Origin of the sequence: Jannaschia formosa, from assembly GCF_003340555.1 — a bacterium.
GTDB classification, from domain to species: domain Bacteria; phylum Pseudomonadota; class Alphaproteobacteria; order Rhodobacterales; family Rhodobacteraceae; genus Jannaschia; species Jannaschia formosa.
This window is the reverse complement of sequence record NZ_QPLJ01000006.1, coordinates 179215-197376: the sequence shown is the minus strand read 5'-3', so window position 1 is coordinate 197376 and position 18162 is coordinate 179215. Positions and strand designations below refer to the sequence as shown.

The window sequence follows — 18162 nt, the reverse complement described above, 5'->3', positions numbered from 1 at the left end:
TTCGGGACTCCCTGCCTCGATGAACCCGTCCGACGCGTCAGGCGGCAGGCGCAGCCGGATCGGCCGCAAGGATCCCGCGAAGAAATCCGGTCAGGTCGGCGGCATGGTGCTGGATGTGGTCGCCCGGGACGGGCGCGGGCGCGATATGGATCGTCCTCAGCCCCAGTTCGCAGGGCACCTCCAGGTTGCGGGCCACGTCCTCGAACATCGCGCTACGGCGTGGCTCCAGCCCGTCGCGGTCAAAGACGGCCTGATAGGCGGCGCGGTGCGGCTTCGGGATGTAGCCTGCGTCCTCTATCCCGTGCACCGCGTCCCACAGGTCCGACAGCCCCCGCGCCGCCAGCACGGCGCGGGCATAGGGTGCGGTGCCGTTGGTGAAGATCACCCGCCGCCCAGGCAGCGCGGCCAGCGCGGCGCGCAGGTCGGGATCGGGCGACAGGACCGAGAAGTCGATGTCGTGGACATCGGCCAGGAAAGGGTCCGGGTCCATGTCGTGCTCGCGCATCAGCCCGGCGAGCGTCGTGCCGTGATCGTGCCACCAGCGGGCGCGCAGCCGGTCGGCCTCGGCTGCGGAGACGCCGAGATAGGTCTCGATCCAGCGCGTCATCCGCGCCTCGATCTGCGGAAAGAGCGGCATCGAGGGCGGATAGAGCGTCTCGTCCAGGTCGAAGACCCAGGTTGTGACATGGTCGAAGTCGGGATGCATGCCCCCGGGATTAGGCGCCCGCGCGGCGCCTGTCGAGGGGCCCCATGCCGCAGGACATGCCGTCTCGACAAAGCCGGCGGAGCGGCTAACCTGCCGCGATGCACTTGGGAGGGACGGCGTGCAGACTGGCCAGAAGGATGCCTATACACTCATCATCGACGCGATCGACCTCGGCGTCTACCGCCCCGGCGACCGCCTGGTCGAAAGCGAACTGGCCGACCGCTTCGGCGTCAGCCGCACACCCGTGCGCGAGGCGTTGCAGCGGCTGGAGACGCAGGCCCTCCTGACCCGCGACGGGCGGTCGCTGATCGTCGCCTCGCTGAGCCACGACCAGCTGGCCGAGCTCTATGCCGTGCGGACCGAATTGGAGGCGCTGGCCGCCCGGCTTGCCGCGCAGCACGCCGCGCGGGAGGAGATCACCGTCCTCGGCGCCATGGTGCAGGAGGACCGGGCGCTTCTTGGCGACGCGCAGGCGCTGGCCCGCGCGAACCGGCGGTTTCATTCCCAGATCCACCGGGCCTCCCACAACCGCTACCTGCTGCAGCAGCTCGGCATGGTCCACCGCACGATGGCGCTGATGGCGAAGACCTCTCTGGCCGCCGAGGGCCGCGGCGAGACCGCTCTGGCCGAGCATCAGGCGATCGTGGACGCCATCGCCGCGCGGGACGGAGAGCGGGCGGCCGACGCATTGCGCCTGCATCTCAGCACCGCCTTCGAAGTGCGCCTGCGGGAGGAGGCGCGAGGGTTGTAGGGCCTGGTCCGCTCTCGCTGTTAGGTTCGGCATGGCGTCATCGTCGGGTCGGGCCTGGCCGTGACCTCACGCGGGCTGTGACACGTCCGTCCCGGGCGCTCTCAGCCCTTCGCTTCTCCCAAAGCCATCACCCGCTCCGCCGCGCGGGCGATCTCCGCCTCCGTAAGCTCCGGCACCGCGACCGTCCCCAGCTCCACCCGTTCCGCCCCGCCCGGACGGCGATAGCGCGGGTCGTAATGCGCCTCGATCAGTCCCTCGGCGAGCGTCTCGTAGCGGCCCTCGTGGGCGAGCCGGTGCCAGGCGGCGATGCGGTCGCCGGGATGGTAGGGCTTCAGCGACTCGATGCGCCGCTCAAGAAGCGCGGCGTCCGCGGTCAGGTCCGGATAGGTCGTCGTCAGGAACCGCGCCCGCGCGGAAAGCGGCACCTCGATCCGCACTACCGGCGCTGTGCCCATCGCCTGCCAGAGCGCGGGCGGCAGTTTCACGCGCCCGATCGAGCTGCTCTCGGCCTCGACGAAGACGGGCCGCGCGGGGTCCAGCCCGGTCACCACCTGCGCCAGATGCGACTCGAACATCTTCTGCGCCGGCTGCCCCCCGTCCCAGCCGCCGAAGTTCGAACCGCGATGGCGGGCCAGCCCCTCGAGGTCGATGACCTGCGCGCCGTCCCGTGCCATGCGTTGCAGAAGCTGGGTCTTTCCCGTCCCGGTCCCGCCATCGACCAGCACCAGCCGATGCGGAAGCGGCGTGTCGTAAAGCAGCCGCGAGACGAGACGGCGATAGCTGCGATAGCCGCCCTCGACCACCTCCACCCGCCAGCCGATCTGCGACAGGATCGACGCGAAGCTGCCCGAGCGCTGGCCCCCGCGCCAGCAATAGACCAGCGGCCGCCATCCGCCCTCCTTGTCGGCCAGCGGCCCCTCGATATGCACCGCCGCGTTGCGCGCGACCAGCGCGGCGCCGATCTTGCGGGCGAGGAACCGGTCCTGCCGGACGTAGATCGTGCCGACCCTCGCCCGCTCTGCGTCCGACAGGACGGGCAGGTTGATCGCGCCGGGCATGTGGTCCTCGGCGAATTCGGAGGGTGCGCGCACGTCGATGACCGTGTCGAAGGGCAGCGGCGGAAGGGAGGTCAGGGTGTAGGCCATGACCGGCAGGGACCAGCTATCGGCGGTGCCGTCAATCGCCTTGGTCCGGACGGGGCGCATCGAGACGCAGCGAAAGCCCCGGCCCGGGGGCCGGGCGGATGGCCCAGCAATGCGCTTCGAGCAGGGCGCGGACGATGGCGAGACCCATGCCGGTCCCGCCCTCGACGCGCTTCGTGGTGAAGAACGGGTCGAAGAGCCGGGGCGCGTTGCCGTCGGTCACGCCGGGGCCGTCGTCGGAGACCGTCAGCCCATGCGCATCGGCGGCCAGGATCGCGCGCGTGGCGCCCGCCTCGGCGGCGTTGGCGAGCAGGTGGCCGAGCACCGGCCGCAAACCCGACGCGGCGAGGGGCAGGGGCAATCCCTCGCCGCTCGCCTCCAGCGTCAGGGGGGCATGGGCCGCGCGCAGTTCCGGCAGGAGTTCGGCGAGGCGGGTCCAGCCGCGATGCCCCGGCTCCCGCGCGGCGGCGACGGAGCGGAGCGCAGCAAGCTGCGCCTCGATCTGCCCGGTCGCGCCCGCGATCTGCCGAAGCAGGGCGGGATCCGGCCCGTCCTCCAGAAGCTCGACGGCGGCGCGGATGGCGGTGACGGGGGTCTTCAGCTCGTGGGTGACGTGGTCGGTATAGGTGCGGATCGAGGCCTCCCGCCGGCGCAGCGCCTCGGCCATGCCGGTCACGTCGCCCGCAAGCGCGCGCAGTTCGCGCGTGCCGTAATGGGCGGGCGCCTCGCCGCCGCCGGACCGGGCGGCGCGGGCATAGGCGGCCAGCGCCTCGACCGGGCGAAGGATCAGGCGCACCAGAAGCCAGCCGAGGATGGCGGTGGCGAGCGCGATGATGCCGCCCAGCGCCGCGGCGGCGGGACGGAAGCCGATCTCCGGTCCCAGATAGCGCAGCGCCACGAGCCCCAGAAAGGACAGCGCCAGCGTCCCCGCCAGCGCACCCATCACCACGAACCACAGCGAGGGCCGCCATTTCATGCGGTGCAGGGGCCCAGCCGCAGGCCCACGCCATGCACCGTCTCGACCGCGTCGGCGCAGCCCGCCGCCGCCAGCTTGGCGCGGATGTTGCGCAGGTGGCTGTCGAGGGTCCGGTCCGAGACCGGTGAGCCCGGGCCGAAAACGGCATCGACCAGCGCCGGGCGCGGTTGCACCCGGTCGGGCCGGGAGGCGAGCCGCGTCAGGATCGCCATTTCGGTCGCCGTCAGCGCCACCGGCCGTCCCGCCACGGTGCACCCGTGCCGCTCGGGGTCCAGTTCCAGCGCACCGTGGATCAGCGTCTTCGGCGCGCGCGGCCGGGCGCGCTTGAGGATGGCGGCGACGCGGGCGACCAGCTCGCGCGGGCTGAACGGCTTGGTGACGTAGTCGTCGGCGCCGAGCTCCAGCCCGACGATGCGGTCGACCTCGTCGTCGCGGGCGGTCAGGAACAGGACCGGCACCTCGTCGTCGCGCCCGCGCAGGCGGCGGCAGACCTCCAGCCCGTCCAGCTCCGGCAGGCCGATATCGAGCACGATCAGGTCGGGCCGTTCGCGGGCCGCCCGGTCCAGCGCCTGCTGCCCGTCGGCGGCGGTCAGCGTCTCGTGCCCCGCGCGCCCCAGGGCGACGCGCACGACCTCGCGCAGGCGGGGGTCGTCGTCGACGATCAGGATCTTCATGCGTCCTCCATCGCGTGCAATCTGGACCGGACGCGCCAGGCGCGGAAGCCCCAGTCGCGCCAGCCCTCGATCGCGGGGCCGGTCAGCTTGCAGCCCGCCGGGTTGCCCGCCTCGGCCAGCGCGGCATGGGCGGTGGGCGCCAAGGCGCAGAGCGTGGCGCGGTCGACCTCGCCCCCGCGTGCAGCATTGCCGGCGGCGACGATGGCCGAGAAGTTCACGAGGCAGGCGCCCCAGAGCACCGCCGCCGCCAGAAGCGCGCCGCGCCGGACCAGCCAATCCGTCGAGCGCTCGCGCCAGACCTGCCAGAGCGCCAGCCCCAGCCCCGCCGCGACCGTCCCCATCCAGACCGCCGCGTGCAGCCGCAGGAGCGTGTAGCCATAGGCCTCGACATAGGCCGTGAGGCGCAGGCCCGAGGACGCCGTGAGCATCAGGTTCTGCAGAAGCCAGAGGACCAGCAGGGCCTTCAGCGCCCTCGACGCGCCGAGATGCGGCCGCGCGATCAGCGAAAACGCGATGGCCAACAGGGCCGTGGCGAGCAGGGGATAGGCGCCGCGATGGGCGTAGGTGGCCCAGCTCATCCCCTCGGGCAGGCCCGCCCCGCCCCAGAGCAGCACCGCGTCCGATACCGTCTGCACGGCGAGGACCGCGTTGAACGCGACCAGCGCGCGGGCGACGGAGGCGGCGTTGACGCCGGGCAGGGAGCCGGCGGGCCGGGCGGCAGGCGCAGCGGGCACCCAGACGAGCAACGGCCAGAGCACCAGGGCGAGCCCCGACCAGAAGACGGCCCGCCACACGAGCCGCTCTGCGTCGGGGAGGATGGAGAGGCGGGCGAGCCAGCCGTCCAGCACCGGGTTGGCCTCGGCCATCAGCGCGACGAGGACCAGCGCGCCGCCGACGGGCAGGCTCCAGCCCGCGAGGGCGCCGCCGAGGCCCGGCATCGCGCCGCCCTGGCGCAGCAGCGTCAGTGCCCGCCAGCCGTCTCGCGGGGCGGCGACGGGCATCCAGGCCAGCGGGCGGAGCCAGTCCCCGGGGCGGCCCCGGGCCCAGGCGATGGCGGCAAGGCCGAAACCCACGCAGAGGAGGGCCGAGAGCGGTTGCAGGAGCTCCACCACCGGAACGGCCCCCGCTGCGAGCAGCAGCGCCGGGCCGAGGCGCGGGCCGGGCGACAGCCACAGCGCCGCCCCGCCCGCAGCCAGCACGAAGAGCGCGAGCGACAGGCCGAGGGCGCGGTCGAAGAAGAGCCAGTCGGCCAGGATCAGGAGCGCGGCGAGCAGCGCCGCCGCCTCGACGGCGCGGGCGGGGAGAGGGTGGGCAAGTCGGGTCATTGGGGCCTCCGGCTGGAATCTCCGGAGCGGTCTGCCGCGTCCGTCGCGGCGTGGCCGTGCATCGTCCGTGCAGGAGACGTGCAGGGTGGCAAGGCGGCCATCCTGCGTGGGGCGACCGAGCCGGGGCATGCGAGCCGGAGCGGCACCCCGCTCGCTTCCGGGCGTCGCTCATCGCCATAATGGTCTTCGCCGTGCTCGACCCGATGGACGGCAGGTGCGGCCAGGGGAAAACCGTTCAGTGGGTCGCCAGGTCAAGCCCGGCGATGACGGCAAACATAGGGGACCGAGACCCCTCTCAGCCGGCCTTGCGGACGGCCTCCGGCACCGGGACGCCCTTTTTCAGGCAGCGCTTCAGATAGGCGGGGCGCCAATGGGTGTAGCGGCCCATCTGCTCCTGCTGCGCCGCGACCAGAGCCACGAAGGCCTCGCCCTCGGCATTGCCGGACTTGGACGCGCGCTTGGCCATCTTCTTCTGGACCTTGGTCATCGAGCAGCCGATGCAATGCGCCCCCGCCGGGCCGGTCCGCTTGAATTTGCACACGCCGATGCAGGGAGAGGGTGTCTTCGCCATGATCCTGAGATAAACGCTCGGATGTTCGAAGGGAAGGGCCGGCGCGTCGCAGAGCCGCGATCGGCCGGAAGGAGACCGCCTTGACCGACCTGACCCATGCCGCGTCCCAGCGCCGTGACAGGGCGCCGCGACGGCTTGCCTGGCCCGCGATGCTGGTGGCGGCGGGCTGCCTGCTGCCGATGGCGGCGGTCGTGGTCGCGGCCGTCCTGGGCGAGCTCGACACCGTCCGGCAACTCGGCTCCACGGTGCTGCCGCGCTATGCGGGCGCGACGCTGGCGCTGGCGGTCATGGTCGGCTTCGGCGCCGCGCTCATCGGCGCGGGCGCGGCCTGGCTGGTGGTGGCCTGCGACTTTCCCGGCCGCCGCTGGCTGGAGCCCGTGCTGGTCATCCCGCTGGCCTTCCCGGGCTACGTGCTGGCCTATGCCTATACCCATGTGCTGGACTTTCCCGGCCCGGTGCAGACGGCGCTGCGCGACCTGACCGGCTGGGGGCCGCGCGACTACTGGTTCCCGGAGATCAGGTCGCTGGGCGGCGCGGCCTTCGTGCTGACGCTGACGCTCTATCCTTATGTCTACCTGCTGGCGCGGGCCGCGTTCCAGCTGACGGGGCGCGGTCCGTTCGAGGTCGCGCGCAGCCTCGGCCACAGGCCCTGGTCGGCTTGGGCGCGGGTGGCGCTGCCGATGGCGCGTCCCGCGATCTTCGCGGGCGTGCTGCTGGTCGCGATGGAGGTCATCGCGGATTACGGCACCGTCGCCTTCTTCGGCGTGCAGACCTTCTCGACCGGGATCTACACCGCCTGGTTCACGCTGGCCGACCGCGCGGCGGCGGCGCAACTCGCCCTCGGCCTGCTCGCCTTCGCGCTGCTGCTCGCCCTGCTGGAGCGGGCGACGCGGGCCGGCGCGCGATACGCCGCGCGTGGGCGGCACGACGCCGCCCGCGTGCCGCTGACCGGCTGGCGCGCGGCGGCCGCCTCTCTCGCCTGCGGCGTGCCGGTGGTCTTCGGCGCGGCGCTGCCGGCTGTGGCGCTCTTCGCGATGGCGCTGGGGTCCGAGCAGGACATCACCTCGCCGCGCTACCTGGCCTTTGCCACGAACACGATCACGCTGGCGGCCATCGCCTCGGTCCTGACCGTGCTCGCCGCCATCGTGCTGGGCACCTATGCGCGGACCGTGCCCGGGCGCGCCTCCGAGACGACGCTGGCGCTGGGGCGGCTGGGCTACGCGGTGCCGGGGGGCGTCATCGCCGTCGGGCTGCTGGTGCCCTTCGGCGCCTTCGACAACGCCGTCGACGCCTTCATGGAGTCGCGGTTCGGCATCGACACCGGGCTTCTGGTCACCGGCTCCATCTGGCTGCTGGTCGGCGCCTACATGGTGCGGTTCCTCGCCGCGGCGGTCGGCGCCTATGAAGGGGGGCTGGCCACGGTGACGCATAATGTCGACGCGGCGGCGCGGGTGCTGGGCGCCGGGCTCTGGGGCACGGTGCGGCGGGTGCATCTGCCGGTGCTGCGCCCGGCGGTGGCGACGGCGGCGCTGATCGTCTTCGTCGACGTCGCCAAGGAGCTTCCGGCGACGCTGATCCTGCGGCCCTTCAACTTCGATACGCTGGCCGTGCAGGCCCACCGCCTCGCCTCGGACGAGCGGCTGTCGGGCGCGGCCGTCCCGTCGCTGGCGCTGGCGGCGCTGGGACTGATCCCGGTGGTGATCCTGATGCGGCGGATGGGGCGGGCGGGCGACAGGTCCTAGCCTGCGAGCCACCGGATCGCGGCGCGGTAGCCCTCGGTGCCGAGCCCGGCGATCACCGCCTCGGCCCGCGCGCTGACATGGGAGTGGTGGCGGAAGGCCTCGCGCCGGTGGATGTTGGAGATATGCACCTCCACCACTCGCCCCTCGTAGGCCGAGAGCGCGTCGAGGATCGCGATCGAGGTGTGGGAATAGGCGCCCGGGTTGATGACGATGGCGTCGAAGCGGCCCCGCGCCTCCTGAATCCAGTCGACGAGCTGGCCCTCGTGGTTCGACTGGCGGAAGGTCAGCTCCGCCAGCCCCAGCGCGCGGCAGGACGACTCCACGTCGGCCAGGGTCTCGGCCCCGTAGATATGCGGCTCCCGCTGGCCGAGCAGGTTCAGGTTCGGTCCGTTGAGGACGAGGATCTCTGTCATGGCGCGCCTCCCTGTCCCGGCTCTAGTCTGCTTGCGCTCCGCACGGAAGCGCGAAGCGGAGCCGGTTCGGACATGGTGCGACGGCGGTCGGGACGGGGCGGACGGGCAGCGACGACAGGGCGGAGTTCAGCGCGTCAGGGTGCTGACCGCCTCCAGCGACAGGGTGCAGTTTTCGGCGTCGATTGGTACGCCCTCCATGTCGGTCGCGTCGTCGCCCATCATCTGTTCCAGATCGAAGATCATCGCGGCCTCGATCCGGTCGGGCGCCACCGCTTCCATGCGCATGCCGACCGCGGGCCGGCCCTCGGACAATTCCGGATCGGCCATGACCGCTTCCCAGGTGTTGTCGTCAAGCTGGGTCCAGGTCACGCTCTGATGGGCCGGCCCGCCGCTCATCTCTCGCGGGTCGAACCGTCCGCCCCAGGCCATCTCCTCCGACTGGGTCACGAGCAGGGAGGCGATCAGCGGCGCGAGCATCGGGCGCAGCCCCTCCGAGCAGTCCTCGCCGATCTCGCTCGACACGGTCCGCGTCGTCCAGAGCCCGTCCAGCGGCACGATCGGCTCGGCCAGGGCGGGCAGGGCGATGAAGGAGGCGAGCAGGGCAGTCAGGCGCATGGTCGTTTCCCCGTGATCGGTCACGGGCTTTCTGTCAGGTGCGACGCCATACGAAAAGGGGGGCGTCCTGACGGACGCCCCCCGGGTTCGGCAGTGTGGGCATCGTCATGCCCGCCGCCTTCAGCAGCTGTAGTAGAGCTGGTACTCGACCGGGTGCGGGGTGTGCTCGTACTTGTAGACCTCGTCCCACTTGAGCGCCATGTAGCCCTCGATCTGGTCGCGGGTGAAGACATCGCCGGCCAGCAGGAAGTCGTGGTCCTTCTCCAGCTCGTCCAGGGCCTCGCGCAGGGAGCCGCAGACGGTCGGGATCGAGGCCAGCTCCTCGGCGGGCAGGTCGTAGAGGTCCTTGTCCGAGGGCTCGCCCGGGTGGATCTTGTTCTGGATGCCGTCGATGCCGGCCATCAGCAGCGCTGCGAAGGCGAGGTAGGGGTTGGCCGACGGATCCGGGAAGCGGGCCTCGACGCGCTTGGCCTTGGGCGACTCGGTCCACGGAATCCGGACGCAGCCCGAGCGGTTGCGCGCGGAATAGGCGCGCAGGACGGGGGCCTCGAAGCCCGGGATCAGACGCTTGTAGGAGTTCGTCCCGGGGTTGGTGAAGGCGTTCAGCGCCTTGGCGTGCTTGAGGATGCCGCCGATGAAGTAGAGCGCTTCCATCGACAGGTCGGCATACTGGTCGCCCGCGAAGAGCGGCTTGCCGTCCTTCCAGATCGACATGTTGACGTGCATCCCCGAGCCGTTGTCGCCCGCGATGGGCTTCGGCATGAACGTGGCCGACTTGCCGTAGGCATGGGCCACGTTGTGGATCACGTACTTGTACTTCTGGATCTCGTCGGCCTGCTTGGTGAGGCTGTCGAAGATCAGGCCCAGCTCGTGCTGGCAGGAGGCCACCTCGTGATGGTGCTTGTCGACCTTCATGCCGATGCGCTTCATGGTCGACAGCATCTCGGAGCGCAGGTCCTGCGCCGCGTCGGTCGGGTTGACCGGGAAGTAGCCGCCCTTGACGCCGGGCCGGTGGCCCATGTTGCCCATCTCGTACTCGGTGCCCGAGTTCCAGGCGGCGTCGGCCGCGTCGACCTCGAAGGCGACCTTGTTCATCGTGTTCGAGAAGCGGACGTCGTCGAAGAGGAAGAACTCCGCCTCGGGGCCGAAGAAGGCGGTGTCGCCGATGCCGGTCGACTTCAGGTAGGCCTCGGCCAGCTGCGCGGTGCCGCGCGGGTCGCGATTATAGGCTTCGCCGGTGTCGGGCTCGACCACGGTGCAATGCACGCAGAGGGTCTTCTCGGCGTAGAACGGGTCGATATAGGCGCTTTCAGTGTCGGGCATGAGCTTCATGTCCGAGGCCTCGATCCCCTTCCAGCCCGCGATCGAGGAGCCGTCGAACATGAACCCTTCGTCGAGGAAGTCGGCGTCGACCTGGTCCGCCATCACCGTGACATGCTGCAGCTTGCCGCGCGGGTCGGTGAAGCGGATGTCGACATATTCGACGTCCTCGTCCTTGATCGTCTTGAGGACTGCGTCCTTGCTCATGGGGTTCCCTCTCGTTGTCGTGTCTTGGGTGGTGATTACGGGCCGGCGGCGTCAGATCGCGTCGTCGCCGGATTCTCCGGTGCGGATGCGGATGGCCTGCTCGACGGGCGTGACGAAGATCTTGCCGTCTCCGATCTTGTCGGTCTTGGCGGCCTGCACGATGGCGTCGATGGCCGGCTCGACCATGTCCTCGGTCAGGACGACCTCGACCTTCACCTTCGGCAGGAAGTCGACCACGTACTCGGCGCCGCGGTAGAGTTCGGTATGGCCCTTCTGCCGCCCGAAGCCCTTGACCTCGGTGACCGAGAGGCCCTGGATGCCGATTTCCTGGAGAGCTTCCTTCACCTCGTCCAGCTTGAACGGCTTGATGATCGCCTCGATCTTCTTCAACGGATGTTCCTCCCGCCCCGGTGTCCGAGGGAGGTCAAACAGGTGTCGCGGCGAGGGTCCATGCCGGGGTCGGCGGGGCCATTTCTCCCGGTCCGGGAATCTGGTGGGGCGCCTACGAAATGACCGGCGTGATGAAATTATGTGCAGATGGTGAATACATGCCCGAGGACATCCTGACCGCCGCCCAGATGCGCGCCCTGGAGCGCGCCGCCATCGAGTCCGGGGCGGTCACCGGGCTGGAGTTGATGGAGCGCGCGGGCGCTGGGGCGGTCGAGGCGATCCTGGCGGAGTGGCCGGAGTTGGGGGCAGGGTCGCGCGCCGTGGTGCTCTGCGGGCCGGGCAACAACGGGGGCGACGGGTTCGTCGTCGCGCGGCTGCTGAAGGAGCGCGGGTGGGAGGTGGTCTGCTTCTTCTCCGGCGATGCAGCGAAGCTGCCCCCGGATGCGCGGGTGAATCACGAGCGTTGGCTGAGGCATGGCCTGGTTTCCCCCCTGACCGAGGAAGCGGTCGGAGAGATGCGGGATGAACGGCTGCATCCCGGTTGGGAGGTGCCCCGGACGAATGTCGTCGTCGATGCGCTGTTCGGAACGGGGCTGACCCGCCCGGTCGCCTCGGATCTCGGCGATGCGGTCGCGTTGCTTCTTGCCGACCTTCGCGACGGGGACGACGCGCCCGCGACCCGTCGCCCCCGCATTGTCTGTCTGGACGTGCCGAGCGGTCTCTGCGCCGAAAGCGGGCGGCTGCTGGAGCCGCCCGGCCTGCCGCGCGTCCGGGCCGATCTGACCGTCACCTTCGGAACGATGAAACCGGGTCATCTGCTGGCCGACGGCCCGGAGCTTTGCGGCAAGCTTTCGATCGTCGACCTCGGCTTGCCTGCGCCCTCGCATCGCGCCGCCCATCGGGTCGCCCGTCCGGGGGTCCAGAAGCGGTCGGGCCACAAGTTCGATCATGGCCACGCCCTCGTCCTCGCCGGCGGCGTCGGGCGCGGAGGGGCCGGACGCATGGCTGCGCGGGCCGCGCTGCGGATCGGGGCGGGGCTCGTCACCGTCGCGCCGCCGCCCGCCGCGCTGATCGAGAACGCCTCGCGCATGGACGCGATCATGCTGCGGGCGGTGCGGGACGGTGAGGCGCTGGCCGCGTTGCTGGAGGACGCCCGCCTCAACGCGCTCTGCCTCGGGCCGGGACTCGGCACCGGCGCGCGGGAGGCCGGGCTGGTCGCGGTCGCCCTCGCGGCGAAGCGGGCGACCGTGCTCGACGGCGACGCGCTGACGCTGATCGCGGGAGACGCTGGGCTGGCCGGAGCGCTTCACGACCGCTGCGTCCTCACCCCCCACATGGGCGAGTTCGCCCGCCTCGCCCCCGACCTCGCCGACAGGCTCAAGGCTCCCGCCGAGGCCGGCCCCGCCTATTCCAAGCTCGACGCCGCGCGCGACCTCGCCGCGCGACTGGGCGGCACGGTGCTGCTCAAGGGCCCCGATACCGTCATCGCCGGGACGTCGGGCCGCGCCGCGATACACACCGCCGCCTACGGGCGCGAGGCGCCGTGGCTCGCGACGGCCGGGGCCGGAGATGTGCTGGCGGGGATCGTCACGGGGCTGCTGGCGCGCGGCTTCGACCTGTCAAAGGCCTGCGAGGCCGCGGTCTGGCTGCATGTCGAGGCGGCCCGCGCCTTCGGGCCGGGGCTGATCGCCGAGGACCTGCCCGAGATGCTGCCGCGCGTCCTGCGCGACCTCGACGCGGGGTCCGCTTCGTGAAGGGTTGTGACTGACGCGCGCCGCTCATCTCTCTGCGAATACCAAGGCGGAGCGCCGCAAGCGGGGGCCTCTTGCCCTCTAGCGCCCCAGCGCCCGCCAGCCGATGTCGCGGCGCATGATCCCGTCCGGCCAGTCCACCGCATCGGCCATCGCATAGGCCGCGTCCCGCGCCTCGGCCAGGGTCGCGCCGCGTGCCGTCAGGCCCAGCACCCGGCCGCCCGTGGCGACGACCCGGCCGTCGCGCAGGGCCGTGCCCGCATGGAACGCCATCCGGCGGCTGTCGCGGGGCAGGGCGTCCAGCCCGCCGATCTCGCCGCCCTTGGCGTAGGGACCGGGATAGCCCCGTGCGGCCATCACCACGCAGACCGCGTGGTCATCGGCCCAGTTGACGCGCGCCTCCGCAAGACGCCCCTCGGCGCAGGCCAGCATCAGGTCCAGCGCCTGCCCGCCGAGCCGCATCATCAGGCACTGGCACTCCGGGTCGCCGAAGCGGACGTTGTATTCCACCAGGGCGGGCGCGCCGTCCTCGATCATCAGCCCGACGAAGAGCACGCCGCGGAAGGGCGTGCCGCGCCGGACCATCTCGGCCATGGTCGGGCGCACGATCTCGTCCAGGGCACGCCGCTCGACCTCTGCGGTCATCACCGGCGCCGGGGAATAGGCGCCCATCCCGCCGGTGTTGGGGCCGGTATCGCCCTCGCCGATGCGCTTGTGGTCCTGCGCGCTGCCCAGCGGCAGGACGGTCTCTCCGTCGACGAGGCAGAAGAACGAGGCCTCCTCGCCCGCAAGGAAGGCCTCGATGACGACCTCGGCGCCCGGTTCGGCGAAGAGCGCGCGCAGCGCCGCCTTCGCCTCGTCCCGCGTCTCGGCCACGGTCACGCCCTTGCCGGCGGCCAGCCCGTCGGCCTTGACGACGACGGGCAGGGGATGGTCCGCCACATGCGCCAGCGCGGGCGCCAGCGCGTCGAAGCGGGCATAGGCGGCGGTCGGCGCGCCGACGGCGGCGCAGATCTCCTTGGTGAAGGCCTTCGACGCCTCCAGCCGGGCCGCCGCCGCCGAGGGCCCGAACACGGCGATCCCGGCCTCGGTCAGCGCGTCGGCCACGCCCGCGGCCAGCGGCGCTTCGGGACCGACGATGACGATGTCGACGCTCTCCTCGCAGGCCCAGTCGGCCAGGGCGGCGCCGTCGAGGATGTCGAGCTCGGCGCATTCCGCGATCTCGGCGATGCCCGCATTCCCGGGGGCGACGATCAGCCGGTCGCATTTCGGGTTCTGCAGAACGGCCCAGGCAAGCGCATGCTCCCGCCCGCCGGAGCCAAGGATGAGGATGTTCATGCGGCGCCTCCCTGATGGCGCGCGGTCTAGGGGCGCGGGACGCGGCAGGCAAGCCGGGCAGATCGCGAGCCGCCCGGAAACGATGCGCGCCGATCGTCGCCAGCCCGCGTCATCGAACCGTCACATGGCTCGGGCACCCTGGGGCCATGAGAAACGACGCGAGATACACCGCTTGAGGAACAGACCCCTCTGGGACGCCATCCGGGCGCATCCCCTCCCCGCCGGCGCGGCGGGCGCCTCCTTCGCCGAACAACTCGCCAGGGAGCACAGGATCAGCCTGACCACCGCTTTCCGGGGCATCGAGGAGTACCGGCGCTTCATCTACCTTGCGGCCCTGGATGAGGGCCGCTCCGTGCCTTCCCGGGCGGTCGACGCCGTCTGGCATCTGCACCTCACCCACACCCGAGACTACTGGACCCGCTTCGTCCCCGGGGCGCTGGGCGGACGGCCCGTCCATCACCAGCCGGGCACCCCCGCCGGCCATGGCGGCGACTACGCCGACACGATCCGGCGCTACGAGCGGGAGTTCGGAGAGGCCCCGCCGAAGGGCATCTGGTCCCATCGAAGCGGGTGGGGCGGCGTCGCGGCGATGGCCTTCGGAGCGGTCTGGATGATGGCGCTCGTCTCCATCGGCCAGGCCGAGGGCCTGCTGCTCCTCAGCCTGTTCGGCCTCGTCTCCGGGGGCTGCATCTTCATCCTGGGGCTGTCGCAGGCGGTGCCGGCGCTCGGCTTCGAATTCGGCATCGACATCTGGTCGGACAGCGAGGGCGGCGACTGCGGCGATTGCGGCGGCGGCTGCGGCGACTGAGAGGACGGACCGGGACGCTGGCCCGCTGGCCCGATCGTGTCCTAGTGCGCTGGCGCCCGCGGGTCACGGACTCTAGGGTGTGGGTCATGGACGACCTGATCGACGAGGGCCCGCGCGGCAATGTGGGCGAATATACCGTGTCCGAGATCTCGGGCGCGGTGAAGCAGGCATTGGAGGACCGGTTCGGCCGCATCCGGGTGAAGGGCGAGATCGGGCGCATCTTCAAGGCGCGCTCCGGCCATCTCTACTACGACGTCAAGGACGACCGGAACGTGCTGGCCTGCACGACCTGGCGCGGCCAGATCGCCGGCCTCTCCGTCCAGCCGGAGGAGGGGATGGAGGTCGTCGTGACCGGCAAGCTGTCGGGCTTCGGCGCGCAGTCCAAATACAATCTGAACGTCGACGCGATGGAGGTGGCCGGGCGCGGCGCGCTGCTCGCCATGCTGGAGAAGCGGCGCGCGCAGCTCGCCGCCGAAGGGTTGTTCGAGCCGTCGCGCAAGCGGCCCCTGCCGTTCCTGCCCGACGTGATCGGTGTCGTGACCTCGCCGCAGGGGGCGGTTATCCGCGACATCCTGCACCGGCTGGGCGACCGCTTCCCGCGCGACGTGCTGATCTGGCCGGTCGCGGTGCAGGGCCGCGCCTCTGCGGGTGAGGTGGCGAACGCCATCCGGGGCTTCGACGCGCTGCGGCCCGGCGCGCCGATCCCGCGGCCCGACCTTCTGATCGTCGCGCGGGGTGGCGGGTCCATCGAGGATCTGTGGGGCTTCAACGAGGAGGTTGTGGTGCGCGCCGCCGCCGCCTGCACGATCCCGCTAATCTCGGCCGTGGGCCACGAGACGGACACGACGCTGATCGACCACGCCGCCGACCGCCGCGCGCCGACCCCCACGGCGGCGGCCGAGATGGCGGTGCCGGTCCGGGCGGACCTGATCGCGGCGGTCACTGCGCTGGGTGCGCGGCAGGCGCGCGCGGCGGCGATGGCGGTGCGGTCGCGGGAGCAGCGGCTGCGCGACCTGGCGCGTGGGCTTCCGCGGGCCGAGACGCTGCTGGAGCGGCCGCGCAGCCGCATCGAGACGCTTGGCCATCGTCTGCCCGCGGCGCTTCAGGCGCAGGTGAGCCGCGCGCGCCTGCGGCTCGGCGCGCTGGCCGGGCGGGTCGTGCCCGGGGACCGGCTGTCGCGCGAGAGGGCGCGGCTCGACGGGCTCGCCCGGCGGCTGGAACAGGGCTTGCGGGATCGCCAGCGCGAGGCGGCGTCGGGTCTCGCCGCGCAGTCGGCCGGGCTGGAGCGGCTGGCGCGCCGGGGCTTCGTCCAGCCGCGGCGCGATCTGGAAAGGGTGGCGCGCCGCCTGACCCCGGCGCCGCTGGCGCGACGGCGGGGACGGGACGCGGACCGCCTGGCGGGCCTCCTCCGGCGGCTCTCGGTCGCGGCGCGGGGCGAGCACGCCGCGCGCGTGGCGCGGCTGGAAGCCTTGGACCGGCTGCGGGAGTCGCTGGGCTACGAGCGCACGCTGGAGCGTGGATTCGCCGTCGTCTGGGACGGCAACCGCGTCGTGACCTCCGCCGAGGCCGCGCAGGCGGCGCGGCAGGTGCAGCTTCAATTCGCGGGCGGGCCGCGGGTCGACGCGGTCACCGGGGGCCCGGCGGCGAAGCGGCGGAAGGCAGAGCCCGAGGAGGATCAGGGCACGCTGTTCTGAGACGGCTCCTGTAAGGGCTCTCCCAAGCCGCGGCCGTTGCGTGACGCGGCGACCGGCCCCGCCGGAAGGCGGCATTTGGCAGGGCTGCCGCCCGGGCTCGCGTTGCGGCGAGATGAGGCGCGTGCCGGGAAGGTCTTCGGACCTCGGCGGCTAAGGAGCGCCGGGTTCAGATCGCTACGCCGCGGCCCGCCGAACTGCGCCCGGGCTTCTGTCCGGCTCCCCTCAGACTCCCAGGTCCGGCAGCGGGCAGTCGAGCGACTCCGTCCCGATATCCGACGTCACCAGATCCTGCGTCGGGTCGTCGCCCACGACCCGGGCGTGAAGATCGCCATCCGGCATCTCCAGGAAGTGCCAGCATTGCGGCTCTGGGCTGCTGTCGTAGACGAAGCAGATCTCGTCCCGGACGTTGGCGAACCAGATGCCGCGCTGGCACTCGCCGCCCTCGAAGGCCCAGATCACCCTGCGGTCGGGGAAATACTGCTCGGAGCCGAAGGGTTCGCCGAAGCGGTCGAAATGGAAGGTCTTGCCGTGGACCATCTGCTCGAACTCCTCGGGCGAGACGGCACGTTCCGCGAAGGCCGGGGCGGCGAGCAGGGACAGGGCGAGGATCAGGCGCATGTCGGATCTCCTTGCCGGGCACGCTGACGCCGCGCGCGCCGCCTGTCCAGTGGCTTCGCGGGCGCATCCTCCTGACGCAGCGCGCGCACCCGCGGGTCCATCATCTTGCGCCAGTAGGCAGGCCAGAGCGCCAGAGTCACCATCACCGGCAGCGAATAGGGCAGCATCGGCTGGTCGTCCGACAGCCGCAGCGCCTCGAAGCCGCGGGACGGGTTGGCGTGGTGGTCGCTGTGGCGCGGGGCGTGCAGCGTCAGCAGGTTGGTCATGACGTGGGGCGTGTTCCAGGAATGGCGGGCCGTCACCGGCTCGTACTTGTCGCCGATCTTCCTGCGCCGCATCCCGTAATGCAGGACGTAGTCGGTCATCAGAAGCTGGCTGTGGACGAGCACGCAGATCGCGTAGTAGGCGCCCAGCCCCGCGAGGCCCAGAGTCGCGTAGGAGGCGACGAGGCACGCCCCTCCGCCGCCGACATAGACCCAGTACGGGTTGCGCCAGTGCCAGGGGTGGCGCCCGGCGGTGCGCTGGCGCCGCTTCTCCGCCGCGAGCCCCTTCCAGAACGAATGGTGCCCCGCCCGGAAGACGAAGCGCCACCAGGATTCGCCCAGCCGGGCGGTGTTCGGGTCGTTCGGGGTGGCCACATGGACGTGGTGCAGCAGCGGGTGCGACGAGGTGTGGTGCCCGAACAGCAGCGTGACGTAGATCCACTTGCCCAGAATGCGCCGGATGCGGCCGCGAGCATGGATCATCTCATGCGCGTTGGAGTTCATGATCTGGCCGAAGAACAGTCCAGAGGCCACGAGGTACGCCAGCCAGTTCAGGATCGGCCCGCCCTGCGCCAGCGCCCAGACGGCGAGGCCGAGCAGCGGGAAATGGATCAGGGCCAGCCCGACGGTCAGCGCCTTGGCCTGCCATTCTGTCGGGCCCGGCGTCTCGCGCTGCATGAAGTGGTCCATCGCGGCCACGACCCAGCCCATCCACAGGAAGGAGGCGAAATCCCACCAGCCGTCGGCCAGGGCTCCGGCGACGAGGAGGGCCACCGAGAGGCCGAGCGCGGCGACGAAGCCGAGGATGGGGGGCATGGGGGCAACTCCGACACTGGTGATTCGCGCCGACGACCCTAG

At 71.7% G+C, this 18162-nt stretch carries 18 protein-coding genes; 5 read left to right on the top strand and 13 right to left on the bottom strand.

The annotated features are described in order from the left end of the window. Window positions 1–37 precede the first annotated feature (37 nt). Entirely contained in the window at window positions 38–706 is a 669-nt protein-coding gene (locus DR046_RS09295; RefSeq protein WP_115382097.1) for a pyrimidine 5'-nucleotidase, read from the bottom strand. A 118-nt stretch (window positions 707–824) separates the two neighbouring features. On the opposite strand from DR046_RS09295, the gene DR046_RS09290 reads away from it, so the two are divergent. Beyond that, complete coding sequence (locus DR046_RS09290) at window positions 825–1457, top strand: GntR family transcriptional regulator (protein ID WP_245190884.1); 633 nt, start codon at window positions 825–827, stop codon at window positions 1455–1457. Window positions 1458–1558: 101 nt separating this feature from the next. Here the strand turns inward: DR046_RS09290 and mnmH are convergent, their stop codons facing one another. The 5 genes from mnmH to DR046_RS09265 all read right to left on the bottom strand — a co-directional run bounded on the left by mnmH (window position 1559) and on the right by DR046_RS09265 (window position 6145). Continuing rightward, a complete protein-coding gene (gene mnmH / locus DR046_RS09285; protein ID WP_115382123.1) occupies window positions 1559–2602 on the bottom strand; it encodes a tRNA 2-selenouridine(34) synthase MnmH in 1044 nt (347 codons plus the stop codon). A 31-nt stretch (window positions 2603–2633) separates the two neighbouring features. Next, the gene (locus tag DR046_RS09280; RefSeq protein WP_115382095.1) at window positions 2634–3575 is read right to left on the bottom strand and encodes a sensor histidine kinase; all 942 of its coding nucleotides are present in this window, start codon (window positions 3573–3575) and stop codon (window positions 2634–2636) included. Further along, window positions 3572–4249, bottom strand: a complete 678-nt coding sequence (locus tag DR046_RS09275) for a response regulator transcription factor (RefSeq protein WP_115382094.1) — start codon at window positions 4247–4249, stop codon at window positions 3572–3574. Before DR046_RS09275 ends, DR046_RS09280 begins: the two co-directional genes overlap by 4 nt. Beyond that, entirely contained in the window at window positions 4246–5574 is a 1329-nt protein-coding gene (locus DR046_RS09270) for a DUF4153 domain-containing protein (RefSeq protein ID WP_115382093.1), read from the bottom strand. The genes DR046_RS09275 and DR046_RS09270 overlap by 4 nt, the downstream gene beginning before the upstream one ends. 295 nt (window positions 5575–5869) lie before the next feature. Continuing rightward, window positions 5870–6145, bottom strand: coding sequence for a DUF1289 domain-containing protein (locus tag DR046_RS09265; RefSeq protein WP_115382092.1), 276 nt, complete (start codon window positions 6143–6145; stop codon window positions 5870–5872). A 149-nt stretch (window positions 6146–6294) separates the two neighbouring features. On the opposite strand from DR046_RS09265, the gene DR046_RS09260 reads away from it, so the two are divergent. Next, window positions 6295–7887: an ABC transporter permease gene (locus DR046_RS09260; RefSeq protein WP_115382122.1), complete on the top strand. Its 1593-nt coding sequence runs from the start codon at window positions 6295–6297 to the stop codon at window positions 7885–7887. On the opposite strand, the gene aroQ is transcribed toward DR046_RS09260, so the two are convergent. From aroQ to DR046_RS09240, 4 genes are all read right to left on the bottom strand, one after another. Next, complete coding sequence (gene aroQ, locus DR046_RS09255) at window positions 7884–8300, bottom strand: type II 3-dehydroquinate dehydratase (RefSeq protein WP_115382091.1); 417 nt, start codon at window positions 8298–8300, stop codon at window positions 7884–7886. The genes DR046_RS09260 and aroQ overlap by 4 nt on opposite strands. Window positions 8301–8426: 126 nt before the next feature. Continuing rightward, window positions 8427–8915 carry a hypothetical protein gene (locus tag DR046_RS09250; protein ID WP_115382090.1) on the bottom strand — a complete coding sequence of 163 codons (489 nt, stop codon included), beginning with the start codon at window positions 8913–8915 and terminating at the stop codon, window positions 8427–8429. A 120-nt stretch (window positions 8916–9035) separates the two neighbouring features. Further along, complete coding sequence (glnA, locus tag DR046_RS09245; protein ID WP_115382089.1) at window positions 9036–10442, bottom strand: type I glutamate--ammonia ligase; 1407 nt, start codon at window positions 10440–10442, stop codon at window positions 9036–9038. A gap of 51 nt (window positions 10443–10493) precedes the next feature. Continuing rightward, window positions 10494–10832, bottom strand: a complete 339-nt coding sequence (locus DR046_RS09240) for a P-II family nitrogen regulator (protein WP_115382088.1) — start codon at window positions 10830–10832, stop codon at window positions 10494–10496. Window positions 10833–10963: 131 nt separating this feature from the next. Between DR046_RS09240 and DR046_RS09235 the strand changes: the two genes are divergently transcribed. After that, window positions 10964–12586 (top strand): NAD(P)H-hydrate dehydratase, encoded by a 1623-nt coding sequence (locus DR046_RS09235; protein WP_245190883.1) that lies wholly within the window; start codon window positions 10964–10966, stop codon window positions 12584–12586. A gap of 78 nt (window positions 12587–12664) precedes the next feature. Here DR046_RS09235 and purD read toward each other — a convergent pair whose 3' ends face one another. Then, window positions 12665–13921 (bottom strand): phosphoribosylamine--glycine ligase, encoded by a 1257-nt coding sequence (gene purD / locus DR046_RS09230; protein ID WP_115382086.1) that lies wholly within the window; start codon window positions 13919–13921, stop codon window positions 12665–12667. A 172-nt stretch (window positions 13922–14093) separates the two neighbouring features. On the opposite strand from purD, the gene DR046_RS09225 reads away from it, so the two are divergent. Further along, window positions 14094–14729, top strand: coding sequence for a glycine-rich domain-containing protein (locus DR046_RS09225; protein WP_115382085.1), 636 nt, complete (start codon window positions 14094–14096; stop codon window positions 14727–14729). Between the two features lie 86 nt (window positions 14730–14815). After that, window positions 14816–16423: an exodeoxyribonuclease VII large subunit gene (gene xseA, locus DR046_RS09220; RefSeq protein WP_115382084.1), complete on the top strand. Its 1608-nt coding sequence runs from the start codon at window positions 14816–14818 to the stop codon at window positions 16421–16423. A gap of 222 nt (window positions 16424–16645) precedes the next feature. Here xseA and DR046_RS09215 read toward each other — a convergent pair whose 3' ends face one another. Both DR046_RS09215 and DR046_RS09210 read right to left on the bottom strand, forming a co-directional pair. Continuing rightward, window positions 16646–17041, bottom strand: a complete 396-nt coding sequence (locus DR046_RS09215; RefSeq protein WP_115382083.1) for a hypothetical protein — start codon at window positions 17039–17041, stop codon at window positions 16646–16648. Continuing rightward, window positions 17032–18120: an alkane 1-monooxygenase gene (locus tag DR046_RS09210; RefSeq protein ID WP_115382082.1), complete on the bottom strand. Its 1089-nt coding sequence runs from the start codon at window positions 18118–18120 to the stop codon at window positions 17032–17034. Before DR046_RS09210 ends, DR046_RS09215 begins: the two co-directional genes overlap by 10 nt. Between the last annotated feature and the right edge of the window lie 42 nt (window positions 18121–18162).